Annotated in this window: 11 protein-coding genes; 1 reads left to right on the forward strand and 10 read right to left on the reverse strand. The window is 68.4% G+C overall.

Annotated features, from left to right (window positions below):
• Positions 1–7: 7 nt before the first annotated feature.
• From A6B37_RS20910 to A6B37_RS20925, 4 genes are all read right to left on the reverse strand, one after another.
• Positions 8–1,957 carry a 7TM diverse intracellular signaling domain-containing protein gene (locus A6B37_RS20910; protein WP_111826813.1) on the reverse strand — a complete coding sequence of 650 codons (1,950 nt, stop codon included), beginning with the start codon at positions 1,955–1,957 and terminating at the stop codon, positions 8–10.
• Positions 1,867–2,550 (reverse strand): response regulator transcription factor, encoded by a 684-nt coding sequence (locus A6B37_RS20915; RefSeq protein WP_111826974.1) that lies wholly within the window; start codon positions 2,548–2,550, stop codon positions 1,867–1,869. Before A6B37_RS20915 ends, A6B37_RS20910 begins: the two co-directional genes overlap by 91 nt.
• A 116-nt stretch (positions 2,551–2,666) precedes the next feature.
• A complete protein-coding gene (locus tag A6B37_RS20920) occupies positions 2,667–4,196 on the reverse strand; it encodes a sulfatase-like hydrolase/transferase (protein WP_111826814.1) in 1,530 nt (509 codons plus the stop codon).
• An 8-nt stretch (positions 4,197–4,204) separates the two neighbouring features.
• Complete coding sequence (locus tag A6B37_RS20925) at positions 4,205–5,173, reverse strand: tripartite tricarboxylate transporter substrate binding protein (protein ID WP_168202275.1); 969 nt, start codon at positions 5,171–5,173, stop codon at positions 4,205–4,207.
• A 122-nt stretch (positions 5,174–5,295) separates the two neighbouring features.
• Between A6B37_RS20925 and A6B37_RS20930 the strand changes: the two genes are divergently transcribed.
• The gene (locus tag A6B37_RS20930; RefSeq protein ID WP_111826816.1) at positions 5,296–6,294 is read left to right on the forward strand and encodes a LysR family transcriptional regulator; all 999 of its coding nucleotides are present in this window, start codon (positions 5,296–5,298) and stop codon (positions 6,292–6,294) included.
• A 31-nt stretch (positions 6,295–6,325) separates the two neighbouring features.
• Here A6B37_RS20930 and A6B37_RS20935 read toward each other — a convergent pair whose 3' ends face one another.
• The 6 genes from A6B37_RS20935 to A6B37_RS20960 are packed head-to-tail and all read right to left on the reverse strand — an operon-like array spanning position 6,326 to position 12,546.
• Positions 6,326–6,736, reverse strand: coding sequence for a Zn-ribbon domain-containing OB-fold protein (locus tag A6B37_RS20935; protein WP_111826817.1), 411 nt, complete (start codon positions 6,734–6,736; stop codon positions 6,326–6,328).
• A 2-nt stretch (positions 6,737–6,738) separates the two neighbouring features.
• On the reverse strand, positions 6,739–7,896 hold the full coding sequence (locus A6B37_RS20940) for an acetyl-CoA acetyltransferase (RefSeq protein ID WP_111826818.1): 1,158 nt from the start codon (positions 7,894–7,896) through the stop codon (positions 6,739–6,741).
• Positions 7,897–7,930: 34 nt separating this feature from the next.
• Entirely contained in the window at positions 7,931–9,070 is a 1,140-nt protein-coding gene (locus tag A6B37_RS20945) for an acyl-CoA dehydrogenase family protein (protein ID WP_111826819.1), read from the reverse strand.
• Positions 9,071–9,100: 30 nt separating this feature from the next.
• On the reverse strand, positions 9,101–10,630 hold the full coding sequence (locus A6B37_RS20950; RefSeq protein WP_111826820.1) for an AMP-binding protein: 1,530 nt from the start codon (positions 10,628–10,630) through the stop codon (positions 9,101–9,103).
• An 18-nt stretch (positions 10,631–10,648) separates the two neighbouring features.
• The gene (locus A6B37_RS20955) at positions 10,649–11,509 is read right to left on the reverse strand and encodes a MaoC/PaaZ C-terminal domain-containing protein (protein ID WP_111826821.1); all 861 of its coding nucleotides are present in this window, start codon (positions 11,507–11,509) and stop codon (positions 10,649–10,651) included.
• A gap of 53 nt (positions 11,510–11,562) precedes the next feature.
• Positions 11,563–12,546: a tripartite tricarboxylate transporter substrate binding protein gene (locus tag A6B37_RS20960; protein WP_168202276.1), complete on the reverse strand. Its 984-nt coding sequence runs from the start codon at positions 12,544–12,546 to the stop codon at positions 11,563–11,565.
• Positions 12,547–12,582 lie beyond the last annotated feature (36 nt).

Raw genomic sequence — 12,582 nt, forward strand, 5'->3', positions numbered from 1 at the left:
GCGCGCCTCAGGGCTGGGACGCGCGCAGCGCCAGCGTGGCGGTCAGCGCGGTCCGTCCCGGGCGGGACGCCACCTCCAGCCTGCCGCCCACCCGCTCGATGCGGGTGTGCATGCTGCGCATGCCCACGCTGATACCGGCCCGCAGCACCGCCGCCACATCGAAACCGGCGCCGTCGTCCTCGATCAGCAGCTCCAGGCTGTCGGATTCGGGCTGGCGCAGCGCCAGCTCGACGCGGCGCGCGCGGCTGTGCTTGAGCACGTTCACCAGCGATTCCTCGACCAGCCGGGTCAGCGCCATGCACTGCAAGGCGCTGGGCGGCGTGCGCCACTGCGCCGGGACCGCCCAGCTCGCGCGGATCTCCAGTTCGTCGAAAAGCTGCATGAAACGGTGGCGCAGCGGCGCGATCCACTCGCGCGGGGTGGCCGGCACCTTCACGCCCGCGCTCGATCCGCTGTCTATGGTCTGGCGCAGGTCGTCGCGCAGCAGCTTGAGCATGGACAGGAACTGCTGGCTCTGCACCGGCTGGCTGGCCTGCTCCACCGCGGCCATCATGCGCACCAGCGAGCCGCCCAGGCCGTCGTGCAGGTCGTGGGCGATCTGCAGGCGGTCCTGCAGGCGCGCATTGGCCAGCGCCAGCGCGTGCTCGCGCTCCAGCGTCGTGGCCAGCTCGGTGCGCGCCTGCGCGATGCCCACGGCCAGATCCTGGCTGAAGCGTTCGATGCGGCGCACGTTGCGCGCGTGGCGCAGCCCCAGCACGGCCGATATGCACAGCGTGACCACCACGCTGGTGAACGGCGTATACGCGGTGTCGCTGGCGATGAGCTTGAGGATGCGCAGCAGGTCATGGACGCTGACGGCCAGGAACACCAGCAGGCAGGCCGCCAGCATGAGGTTTTCGGGCCGCCGGGTGCGCCAGGCGTGGAACGGGAACTGCAGGCAGTTCGCGAAAAAAATGGCGGACGCGGTCAGCACCGCGGCCAGCCGGACCTCGGGCAGCTGCGCCCGCGGCGCCAGGGCCACCGCCGCCAGCAGCGCCGCGGACAGTATCCACAAGGCCTTTTCGGTGCGCGGCAGCGATTGCTCGCCGAAGCGCCACGTGAAAATGCAGAAGCACGCCACGTACAGCACCAGCACCATGGCGTTGGCGCGCGCCGCCCCGATGCTGTCGGCAAATGGCCAGGGGCTGGTGACCAGCACGTTGGCGATGAACAGCACCCAGAACAGCGCCATCAGCGCATACCAGCCAAAGGCGCGCTGCTCGCGGCGCATCAGCCAGATGCAGAAGCACAGCCCGCCCAGGACGGCCGACACGATCAGGTTGAGCATGAACAGCGTGCGGTTGCGCCACCGCAGGTCCTCGTAGCGCCGCAGCAGCGGGCCGGGCTCTCCGAGGTAGACCGGCCCCAGGCCGGGCGTCTGCTCGGCCACGCCCACCACCCGCAGCCACAGCGTGTTCACGCCATCGCGCATCAGGGCCTCGGGGATGAGCCAGTAGCGCGGCATGTTCCAGCTGCGCGACAGGGGCTCGCTCAGCTGAGGATCGCTCCAGATGCGCGCATCGTTGACGTAGACCTCGCCAGCCATGACCACCGATTCGAGCACCAGCGCCACCGGCCCGGCGCGCCCGTCCGGGCACTGCGCCCGCCAGTCGATGCGATACCAGGCCGTACCGCTGTAGTCGGGCCAGCGCGCGGTCCAGTCATCGGGCAGCGTCACCGGCCGCCATGCGTCCGGCCCGGGACGGCCGCCCTCGGCATCGCCCTGCGCCGACTGGATCGACAGCACCTGGGCCGTGCATTCCGCCTGCGCCCATACCGGGGAAAAAGCCAGCGCCAGCCACAAGACCGCCAGCCGGATCGCCAGCCTCAATCGAGCAGCCCCCGCGACCGCGCGGCGTGGATCGCCCGGGTGCGCGAGGAAACGGCGAGCTTGCGGTAGATGTGCTTGACGTGGCATTCGACGGTGTAGCGCGACAGGTGCAGTTCCTCGGCGATTTCGCGGTTTCCCAGCCCCTCGGATACTAGGCGAAGAATCTGGTTTTCGCGAGGACTGAGCGTCTCGCCGGCGGCCGCGCCTGCCGGCTCCGCCGGCCTGGGGCGCAATTCCTCGATGATGCGGCGCGCGACGAAGGGGTCGATGGGCGCGCCGCCGCGCAGCACGCTGCGGATCGACAGCGACACCTCCAGGTCGTCGCGCTCCTTGAGCACATAGCCGGTGGCACCGGCCCGCAGCGCCGCCAGGATCGCGTCCTCGGTGCTCCAGGCCGAAATGACCAGTATCGCCAGCCCCGGATCGGCCGCGTGCATTTCCGCGATCAGTTCGGTGCCGTTGCCGTCGGGCAGGCCCAGGTCCACCAGCGCCAGGGCCACGGGCTGCGTGGCCAGGCAGGCGCGCGCCTCGGCCAGCGTGGCGGCGAACACCAGCGCCTCGGGCGCATACCCGAGCTGCAGCAGCAGGCCTTCGAGCCGGCGGCAGATCAGGGGTTCGTCCTCCACCAGCAGCACCGGGGCAGGCAGGGTCGACTCGGAAGCAAGCATGGCGGCGGTCATGAGAAAGGCGCGGGCGGCATTGCCCACGCCGAACTATGACGCAGTCGCAGCCGGCCGGGTATCCCTGGAAGTTGGTATTCGCAGGGAATATAAAGCAAATGCCGGCGCGCGCGCCTTCAGGCGATGCCCGAAGCCGGCAGGCGCGCCGGCAGCTGGTCGGCGGGACGGCTCCTGATCATGTCGGTCAGTTCGCGCCGCCGGGCCGCGTGGCCGGGATCGTCGAACAGGTTGTCCATCTCGTCCGGATCTTCGGCCAGGCAGTACATCTCGCCCGCGCCGCTATCCAGTTCCAGCGTCAGCTTCCAGTCGCGGGTGCGGGCCGTGCGCAGCTTCAGTTCGACCCCGCAGCGCGAGGCCGCCACGTCCCATTCGCTGAGCGCGAACGCGCGGCCGGCATCCCGACCTTCGAGCAGCGGACGCAGGCTGCGCCCGTGCACCGGCCCCAGGGCCGAGGCGCCGCCGTAGTCGTACAGGGTGGCGGCCAGGTCCAGCGTCGACACCGGATCGGCCACCTGCCGGCCGGCCTCGATGCCCGGACCGCTGGCCACCATGGCCACGCGCAGCAGGCCCTCGTACGGCATCGGCCCTTTCAGCATCAGCCCGTGGTCGCCCAGCCACTCGCCGTGGTCGGACGTGAAGATCACGATGGTGTCCCGGTCCAGCCCGTACTCGGCCAGCGCTTTCATGACGCGCCCGACCTGGTGGTCCACCAGCGAAATCATGCCGTAGTAGTTGGCGGTGATGCGCCGCAGCGCCGCTTCGGACGGCGTCGGCATGCGCGAGAAGTTCTGGCGCAGCGCCTGCACCTCGGCATTGCCCATGGGCTTGCTTTCCATGCTGGCCCGGTGCCACCACGGCCGGCGGTCGTAGTCGGTGCTGCGATGGCGCGGCAGATCGACCTCGTCGGGATGATGCAGGCGCGACCAGGGCTCGGGGCAATCGAAAGGATGGTGCGGATCCGGAAACGAGGCCCACAGGCAGAACGGCCGCTCCTGGCCATGCCGGCGCAGGTATTCGATGGTCCGGTCGCCGATCCAGGCCGAGTTGTGCCAGGCCGCCGGCAGCGCCGAATTGAAAGTCTGCGGTGCGCCGCTGGGCGGCCCCAGGTCCTTCTGGTAGAGTTGGTTGCGCAGTTCCCCCTGCCCGTCGCCGTAGTGCCAGCGCGAATGGTGCAGGCCGCCGGGCAGCGGCGTGGGCAGCCAGTAGTTGTGGCCCTCGACCACCAGCTCCACGTGCTCGAAACCCATGTACGGGCCGTTCCAGCCCGGCCCCAGGGCCGCCTCGCTGTACTGGCACTCCGGACGCCCCGTGGCCTCGAAGGTGTGGTGAGTGGAGAAATGCGCCTTGCCGATGAAGCCCGTGTCGTAGCCCGCGGCGGCCAGGCTGCCGGCAAAGCCGGCCTCGCCGGTGCGCAGGTCCAGGTCGATGCCGTTGTCGCACACCCCGTGCGTCAGCGGCAGCAGGCCCGTCAGCATGGACGCGCGCGACGGCTGGCAGACCACGTTGGGCGTGATGCAGGCCGAGAAGTGCGTGCCGTTGCGCGCCAGCAGGTCGATGTGCGGCGTCTTGACCCGCCGTCCGGCGTAGCCCAGGCAGTCGCCGCGATGCTGGTCGGTGGTAATGAGCAGGATATTGGGACGTTTCATGGCTGGTTTCATGGCTGTCTGGCGGCTGCGGTCTTGATGTCGGCGAGCATGGGAGCGAAAACACGGGTGTCGCGGGCGATGCGCTGGCGCAGGCCCTCGGCGCCTTCGTCGCCCACGATCATGCCCTGGGCCTGCATCTTGTCGCGCAGCTCGGGGCTCTTGAGCGCGGCGGCCACCGCCTTGCCCAGCGCCTCGACCACCGGCGCCGGCGTCCTGGCCGGCGCGAACAGGCCGAACCAGCTATAGAAGGTGTAGTCGGGCACGGCCTCCTTGATCATCGGCAGATCGGGCGCGCCCGCGATGGGCGCCGTGCCGGCGTTGGCCAGCCCGCGCACCTTGCCCGCCCGGACCTGCGGCAACGCCGTGCTGGCCACGATGAACATCAGGTCGACCTGGCTGCCCATCACCCCCACGAAGCCCTGCGGCGCGGCCTTGTACGGCACGTGCTTGAGCGATATGCCGGCATCGTGCTCGAACAGCGCCATGGCCAAATGATGCGTCGAGCCCAGCCCGCCGCTGGCGTAGGTGATCGTGTCCGGGCGCGCCCGCGCCTGGTCCAGCAGCTCGCGCAGCGAGCCGAACGGCGCCGAGGGCGAGGCCACCAGCACGTACTGCAAGGTGGCCAGCGTGGCGATGGGCGCGAAATCCTCCGTCCGGTACGGCGCCTCCTCCATCAGATAAGGCGCCGCGGTAAACGAAGCGTCCAGGCCCAGCAGCAGCGTATAACCGTCGGGCCTGGCCCGCGCCACGGCCTGCGAGCCGATGATGCCCGCGACCCCGGCCCGGTTCTCGACGATCACCGGCACCTCCAGCCGCCTGGCCAGCTCCGCGGCCACCAGCCGGCCCGCCACGTCCGCGCCGCCGCCGGGCACGGAGGGCACGATGAGCGTGATCGGCCGGTCGGGGTAGGCCGCGGCGGCGGCCAGCGGAATCGCCAGGCACAGCATGGCCAGCGGCGCGCGTATGAAATTCAGCATGATCGTCTCCTTCCCGCCGCGCGCCTCGTCGGCGGGCGCGCTGGTCATGACGATCATGGAACAGCGGCACATTCCGGTCCAATGATATATTTTGGCCTTTCCATATCAATGTTGATATGTAGATGCAGCCCGCCGACGACTCCCCCGCCCTGCCGCCCGGCTGGTATCTGCGCGGGCGGCTGCGGCTGCGCCACCTGCACCTGATGCGGGTGCTGGACGAAGTGCACAACGTCGGCCTGGCGGCCCGGCGCCTGGCCACCACCCAGCCGGCCGTATCGCGCATGATCGCCGAACTCGAAGACATGCTCGGCGCGCGCCTGTTCGACCGCACGCCCAAAGGCACCTTCCCCACGCGCCACGGCGAATCGCTGATCCGCCATGCGCGCTGGGTGCTGGGCGACCTGGAACGCATGAGCGGCGAATGGTCCGGCGCGCCGGACCTGGACGTCGAGACCATCAGCATCGGCGTCAACTCCACCGCCGCCGCCTTCCTCGTGCCGCGCGCGCTGCTGCGGTTCAAGCAGCAGGCCGCCAACGTCAACGTGCTGGTGCGCGAAGGCTCGCTCGAAGCGCTGGCCCCGGAGCTGTACACCCGCAAGCTCGACCTGCTGGTCGCCAGGCTGGGCGAGGCCGTGCGCAAACCCGACCTCGCCAGCCAGGTGCTGTATGAAGAGCCGATGTGCGTCTGCGCGCGCGCCGGCCACCCGCTGGCCGGCGAACCGGGCGTGCCGTGGCAACGGCTGGCCGCCTACCCATGGATCATGCCGCCGCGCGGCAGCCCGGTGCGCATCGGCCTGGACATGCTGCTGCAACGCCATGGCGTCTATCCCTACGCCCGGATCGAATCGGCGTCCGCGCTGAACAACACCATCCTGATGAACAGCAGCGACACCCTGTCGCTCATGCCGCGCTGCGTGGCCCGCCACCTGGCCCGCGGCCAGGGCCTGGCCATCCTGGACATCGACCTGCCGCCCGTCTTCGGCCCCATCGGCCTGGTCCGCCATTGCAGCCTGGACCTGTCGTCGCACATGCGGGGGCTGATCGAATGCCTGCAAGCGGTGGCGAGCGTCGCGCCGGACGGGGAGGCGGCCGGCTCGTCGAATCGGCGGACCAAGGGCTGATTCCCGCCACCCAATACCGCAGCGGGCCGGCTCAACCTTCCAGCCGGAACTGCGGCAAGGTGATGTCCTCCGATACCTGCTCGAAGCACACGCGCACCCGGCTTCCTATCCTGACGGCCTCGGGCGGGCTGTCGATGATGTTGGCCATCATGCGCACCCCTTCGTCCAGGTCGATCATGGCGACGACGTAAGGGACTTTCTCGCTCAGGGCGGCATTGCTCGGCCGTCGGTTGACCGTGTAGGTATAGACGGTTCCTCCGCCGCCGCAGTCGATCCACTCGATGCTGTCGGACAGGCAGGCGGTGCAGAATTCGCGCGGATAGAACTGGCGCGTCTTGCAGCAGCCGCATTGCTGGATGACCAGGCGGCTTTGCCTGGCCGCATCCCAGTACGGCTGCGTGATCCGGGTCGGTTGCGGCAGCGGGCGTTGTGCGTGGTCCATGATCAGACTCCGAGTATCAGGGTGGTGTTGCAGGAAAAAACCAGGCCGGGCGCATGCACCAGGGCCAGCTCGGCCTTGGGCAGTTGGCGCTCGCCGCATTCCTTGCGCAATTGGTGCACGGCTTCGAGCAGCAGCAGCATGCCGAACTGGCCTGGGTGGTTGTACGAAAGGCCGCCGCCGGAGGTGTTGATCGGGAAGTCGCCACCGGGAGCCAGGCGCCCGTCTGCCACGAAGGCCCCGCCTTCGCCGCGCTTGCAAAAGCCCAGTTCCTCCAGCGACTGGATCACGCCGATGGTGAAGTGGTCGTAGATCTGCACCACATCGATGTCCGCGCGCGTGACGCCGGCCATGCCCAGCGCGGCGTCCGCCGTCTGCGCCACGTTGGTATCCAGCCAGTCCGCCGTGTTGAACGGCGTGTAGTGATGCGAGAAGGATTCCGCGATGCCCATCACGTAGACCGGCGGCCGTTTCAGGCTGCGGGCCCGCGCGGCGGAGGTGACGATGAATGCGCCGCCCGCGTCGGTCACCAGGCAGCAATCGCGCTGCCGCAAGGGGTCGGCGATCATCCTGGACGCCATGACTTCCTCGATCGAGGTGTCCTCGCGCCGGTAGGCCTTGGGGTTGAGCTGCGCCCACTTGCGCGCCGCGACCGCGACCTCGGCCAGATCCTTGTGAGTGGTGCCGTAGCGCTGCATGTGCAGTTGCGCCACCATCGCGTAATAGCCGATGGGGCTCAGCTGGCCATACGGCGTGATGAACTGGCCGCGCGGCATGCGCATGTCCTCGGGCGTGCCGCCCACCTTGCGCGTGCCGTCCGACAACTGAGTGCTGCCGTAGGCCACTAGCGCCACCTCGCACATGCCGGCCTCGATGGCGGCCATGGCGTGGCGGATGTGCATGACGCTCGACATGCCGCCGACACTGGTCGAATCCACGTAGCGCGGACGGATGCCCAGGTACTCGGCGAGATGCAGGCCGGCGAACTTGTCGTCCACGTGCGCGAACACGCCATCGACGTCATTGAGCGTCAGCCCGGCATCGCGCAGCGCGCGGGCCGACGCCTGCGCCTGCAGGTCCAGCGAGGTCATCCCGGGCACTTTCCCCAGGTCCGATTCGGCGGCGCCCACGATGGCGACCGATTTCGAGAGATGCTTGGTCATGTAGGGATCTGTTCCTGTCGAAGTCAAAAAAGGTTCAAAGCGTCCGGGCGATCAGCTCGCGCATGACCTCCGAGGCGCCGCCATAAATCCGGTTGGGCCGCACGTCGGTATAGGCGCGCGCGATGGGGTATTCGCGCATGTACCCGTAGCCGCCATGGAACTGCAGCAGGTCATCGATGGCGTCCGTGGCTTCGGACGCCCACAGCTTGGCCATGGCGGCGCCCGCGGCGTCGAGCTCGCCGTCCAGGTATTGCTGCACGCAGCCATCGACGAAGGCCCGGGTGGCGGCAGCCAGGGTCTTGATGTCGGCCAGCTTGAAGCGGATGTGCTGGTTGTCGATCAGGGCCTTGTCGAAGGCGCGCCTTTCCTTGGTGTAGTCCACGGTCCATTGCAGCGCGCTCTCCAGCGCCATGGCGCAGCGCACCGCGATCATCAGGCGTTCCCGCACCAGTTCCTTCATCAGGTAGCCGAATCCCTGCCCGGGCTCGCCCAGCATGTCCTCGTCCGGCACGAACATGTCCTGGAAGAAGAGCTCCGCCGTGTCCTGCGCCTTTTGGCCGACCTTGTCCAGGAGACGTCCGCGCGTGAATCCCGGCGTGGTGGCGTCTACCCAGAAGAGGCTGATGCCGCGCGCGCCCGCGGCCGGATCGGTCTTGGCCACCACCAGCACGCGGTCGGCGTGAAAGCCGTTGGTGATGAAGGTCTTCTGGCCATTGATGACGTAACCGCCCTGCGCTTTGGCCGCCGCGGTGCGTATCGCCTTGACGTCGCTGCCCGCCCCCGGCTCGGTCATGGCGATGGACGCCACGATGTCTCCCTGCGCCATGCCGGGCAGGTCGCGCTGCTTCTGGCGTTCAGTGCCGAAGTTGAGCAGGTAGGGCGCGACGATGTCGGAATGGGTCGTGAACCCCGTGACCCCGGTCGCCAGTGCGCGCGCGATTTCTTCCACCACGATGATGGTGTGCAGGAAATCGCCGCCGCCCCCGCCGTATTCCTCGGGTGTGCTGGGCAGCAGGATGCCCGCCGCGCCGGCCTTGCGCCAGAGGTCCCGCGGCACCAGGCCTTCCTGTTCCCATTGATAGTGGTTGGGCGTGATCTCGTCCGCGATGAAGCGCGCCACGGTATCGCGGAACAATTCATGGTCCGCCGAGAAAAGCTTGCGCTGCCGGTTCATGCTGCCTCCTGATCTGTCATAGTGGGCCGCCTACGCTTGCGGCCAGTAGCGCTGCTTGACCAGGCGCTTGAGCAGCTTGCCGGTCTCGGTGCGCGGCATGTCGCTGGAGAAGTCCACGCTCTTGGGGCACTTGATGGGCGAGATCCGGTCGCGGCAATAGGCGATCAGTTGCTGCGCCAGCTCGGGGCTGGCTGCGGCCGGGTCGCGCAGTTGCACAACCGCCTTGACCTCCTCGCCGAACTCGGCGTTGGGCACGCCGACCACCGCCACGTCGGCCACCGCGGGATGCGTGCAGAGCAGGTTCTCGGCTTCCTGCGGATAGATGTTGACCCCGCCCGACACGATCATGTTGGACAGGCGGTCGGTCAGGTACAGATAGCCGTCCTGGTCCAGGTAGCCGATATCGCCATAGGTGGCCCAGCCGCGCGCGTTGTAGGCGGCGCGCGTCTTGTCCGGGTCTTTGTGGTATTCGAAGGAGCCGCCGCCCGAGAAGTAGATGACCCCGGGCTGGCCCGCGGGCAATTCGGTCAGGCCGTCCTCGCTCATAATGTGTGCCTGGCCGAACTCGGGCTTGCCGACCGACCCCCGGTGCGCCAGCCACTCCTCGGACCCCAGCGAAGTGCGCCCGACCAGCTCGGTGCCGCTGTAGTACTCGTACAGGATCGGTCCCCACCACGCGATCATGGCCTCTTTGACGTCGACCGGGCACGGCGCGGCCGCGTGCACGGCATAGCGCAGCGTGGACAGGTCGTGACGTTGGCGCACTTCCTGCGGCAGGCGCAGCAGGCGGATGAACATGGTCGGCACCCACTGCGAATGCGTGACGCCGTAGGTCTCGATGGCTTCGAGCGCCGCCGCCGCGTCGAATTTTTCCATCATGACGCAGCTGCCGCCCGCGCGCAGCGCCGCCATGTTCCAGCGCACGGGGGCTGCGTGATAGAACGGCGCCGTGGACAGATAGACCGTGTCGCGATCGAATGCCTTCCAGGCGCTGCTGGGCGCATCGCCCACGCGGAAGTAGCGGTTGGCCACCGATAGCGGACGCTTGATTCCCTTGGGCAGGCCGGTGGTGCCCGACGAATAGAGGAAGTCCGTGCCTTCCGGGGTTTCAGGCAGCGTCACGTCGTCCGCATGGCGGCCGATCCAGGTTTCGTACCGGATCGCGCCGGCGTCGGCGCCGTCCATGCAGACGCGCAGGACGCCGCGCCGGTCCAGGCTGTCCGCGTCCGTTTCAGCTTGCGTATGGCCTGAATAGAACAGGACCCGGGCGTCGCAGTTCTCGATGATGTAGCGTGCCTCCTCGCGCTTGAGGTGGCGGCTGATGGTGGTGTAGTACAGGCCGATGCGATGCGCGGCCCACAGCAGTTCGAAAAAGCGTGGATGGTTTTCCAGGAACACCGCGATCACGTCGCCGGCCCGCAGGCCGGCATCGAGCAGGGCCGCCGCGCATTTGCGGCTGCGCAGCTCCAGTTCGCGCCACGTCACCGTGGTTCCGGATGGAATCATGCGGTAGGCGATGCGCTCGGGCATCTCCCGGGCATGGGCTTCAAGTGCAGACATGGTTCACCTCGGGTCAGCTCAATGGGCCAGGTTGGCGACGCCGTTGCTCAGCACCACCGTGCCGCGCTCGTGGGCCAGGGCGCGGAAACGCAGGCTGTCGCCGTCGCGCCACAGCTCCACGCGCAGCGTCTCGCCAGGGAAAAACGGCGCGGAGAAACGCGCGGCGATTCCGCCCAACCTTTGCGGCGCGGCGGGCGCGCAGGCCTGCAGCAAGGCGCGCGCCGCCATGCCGTACGTGCACAGGCCGTGCAGAATGGGTCGGTCGAAACCCGCGGCGCGCGCCATGTGCGGCAACGCATGCACCGGGTTGAGGTCGCCGTTCAGCCGGTAAAGCAGGGCCTGCTGCGGCAGCGTGGGCAGCAGCACGACCTGGTCAGGCGCGCGCTCCGGCGTCGCCGGCAAGGCGTCGGGCGGCTCGTCCCCCTGGCCGAAACCGCCGTCGGCGCGGCAGAACGACACATGCTCCACCGTGGCCAGGGGCGCGCCGCTCTCGGCGTCCGAAATGTCGCGCACGGTAACCACCAGCGCGCCCTTGCTGGCGCCCTTGTCCACCACCCGCGTCACCCGCGTCTGGCTGCGCACGGCGCCTGCGGCCGCCAAGGGCGCATGGAAGGTCATGCGATGTTCGCCATGCAGGATCTTCACCCAGTCGATGCCGGTGCCCGGATCGGCCGCCCAACCGTTGGGCGCCCCGATGGTCGCCAGGAAGGTCGGCACCACGACCGTCCCATCCTCATGCACATAACGCAGTTCGGCCTCGTTGGCGGGATCGCTGCCGTAGCCCAGGCCCAATGCATAGATCATGCAGTCGCGCGCGGTGTAGCGGTCGACGCGGTCTTCGAACTTCCAGTTGCGCAGGTTTTGATAATCAATTGCCATGGATCATGCCTCCTACGCATGCCGGCGGCGCGTTGCCGCCGCCGGCATGCTGATCATTCCACCTTGATGCCGGCGGCCTTGATGATTTTTTCCCAGCGGTCCTTTTCCGACCGGATGAAGCTGTCGAACTCGGCCGGCGTGCCACCCAGCGGAATTCCTCCTTGCTGCGCCAGCTGCTTCTTCACTTCTTCGTCAGCCAGAACCGCGTTGAGCTCCGTGTTCAGGCGCGCGACCACGGCCGGCGGCGTGCGCGCAGCGACCAGCACGCCCAGCCAGGCGCCGACGTCCACGTCGGGATAGCCCTGCTCGGCCAACGTGGGCACGTCGGGCAGGATCTGGCTGCGCTCACGGGTGGTGACGGCCAGCGCCCGCAATCTGCCGGCCTTGACCAGCGGCGCCACGGTGATCACGTTTTCGACGGTAAAGTCGACCTGGCCGGCGACCAGGTCGTTGGTCGCGGGCGCCGCGCCCTTGTACGGCACGGTGACCGCGGTAAAGTCCAGGCGGTTCTTCAGCAGTTCTCCGCCCAGGTGGCCGGACGTGCCGATCATGGAAACGGCCATGGACAGGTTGCCTTGCTTCTTCCGGGCGTAGTCGCGGAATTCCGCCAGCGTCTTGACCGGCGCGCTGGCATTGACGACCAGCGCGTTCGGCATGGTGATGATGCGCACCACCGGAGCAAAGTCGGACATGGCGTACGGCAGCTTGCTGTACAGCGTGTAGTTCACGGCGTTCGGCCCGCTGCTGCCCATGATCATCGTGTAGCCATCGGGCTCTGCGCGCAGCAGGCTCTGCATGCCCAGAATCCCGGCCGCGCCGGGCACGTTCTCCACCACCACCGGCTGGCCCAGCCGTTCGGACAGCTTTTTGCCCACCACCCGGCTCGTAATGTCCAGGATTCCGCCCGGCGAACTGGGCGCGATCAGGCGCAAGGGCTTGTTCGGGTAGTCATCGGCCGCGCGCGACATCTGCGGCACAGCCACTGTAGTCATCAGGCCGGCCAGCACTGCCAGCGCGACTCGCCTGCGTGTGTTCATGTGTGTCTCCTGATAGGTCTTGTGTTCCGCGGGCTT

The organism is Achromobacter sp. HZ01, assembly GCF_003267925.1.
Classification (GTDB): Bacteria; Pseudomonadota; Gammaproteobacteria; order Burkholderiales; family Burkholderiaceae_B; genus Achromobacter; species Achromobacter pulmonis_A.

What these genes read in the sequence shown, in the direction of transcription:
- A6B37_RS20915 (WP_111826974.1), bottom strand. Translation starts at nt 2,550, where the DNA reads ATGACCGCCGCCATGCTTGCTTCCGAGTCGACCCTGCCTGCCCCGGTG.
- A6B37_RS20945 (WP_111826819.1), bottom strand. Translation starts at nt 9,070, where the DNA reads ATGAACCGGCAGCGCAAGCTTTTCTCGGCGGACCATGAATTGTTCCGC.
- A6B37_RS20930 (WP_111826816.1), top strand. Translation starts at nt 5,296, where the DNA reads ATGCAGCCCGCCGACGACTCCCCCGCCCTGCCGCCCGGCTGGTATCTG.
- A6B37_RS20920 (WP_111826814.1), bottom strand. Translation starts at nt 4,196, where the DNA reads ATGAAACGTCCCAATATCCTGCTCATTACCACCGACCAGCATCGCGGC.
- A6B37_RS20960 (WP_168202276.1), bottom strand. Translation starts at nt 12,546, where the DNA reads ATGAACACACGCAGGCGAGTCGCGCTGGCAGTGCTGGCCGGCCTGATG.
- A6B37_RS20935 (WP_111826817.1), bottom strand. Translation starts at nt 6,736, where the DNA reads ATGGACCACGCACAACGCCCGCTGCCGCAACCGACCCGGATCACGCAG.
- A6B37_RS20955 (WP_111826821.1), bottom strand. Translation starts at nt 11,509, where the DNA reads ATGGCAATTGATTATCAAAACCTGCGCAACTGGAAGTTCGAAGACCGC.
- A6B37_RS20910 (WP_111826813.1), bottom strand. Translation starts at nt 1,957, where the DNA reads ATGCCACGTCAAGCACATCTACCGCAAGCTCGCCGTTTCCTCGCGCAC.
- A6B37_RS20925 (WP_168202275.1), bottom strand. Translation starts at nt 5,173, where the DNA reads ATGCTGAATTTCATACGCGCGCCGCTGGCCATGCTGTGCCTGGCGATT.
- A6B37_RS20950 (WP_111826820.1), bottom strand. Translation starts at nt 10,630, where the DNA reads ATGTCTGCACTTGAAGCCCATGCCCGGGAGATGCCCGAGCGCATCGCC.
- A6B37_RS20940 (WP_111826818.1), bottom strand. Translation starts at nt 7,896, where the DNA reads ATGACCAAGCATCTCTCGAAATCGGTCGCCATCGTGGGCGCCGCCGAA.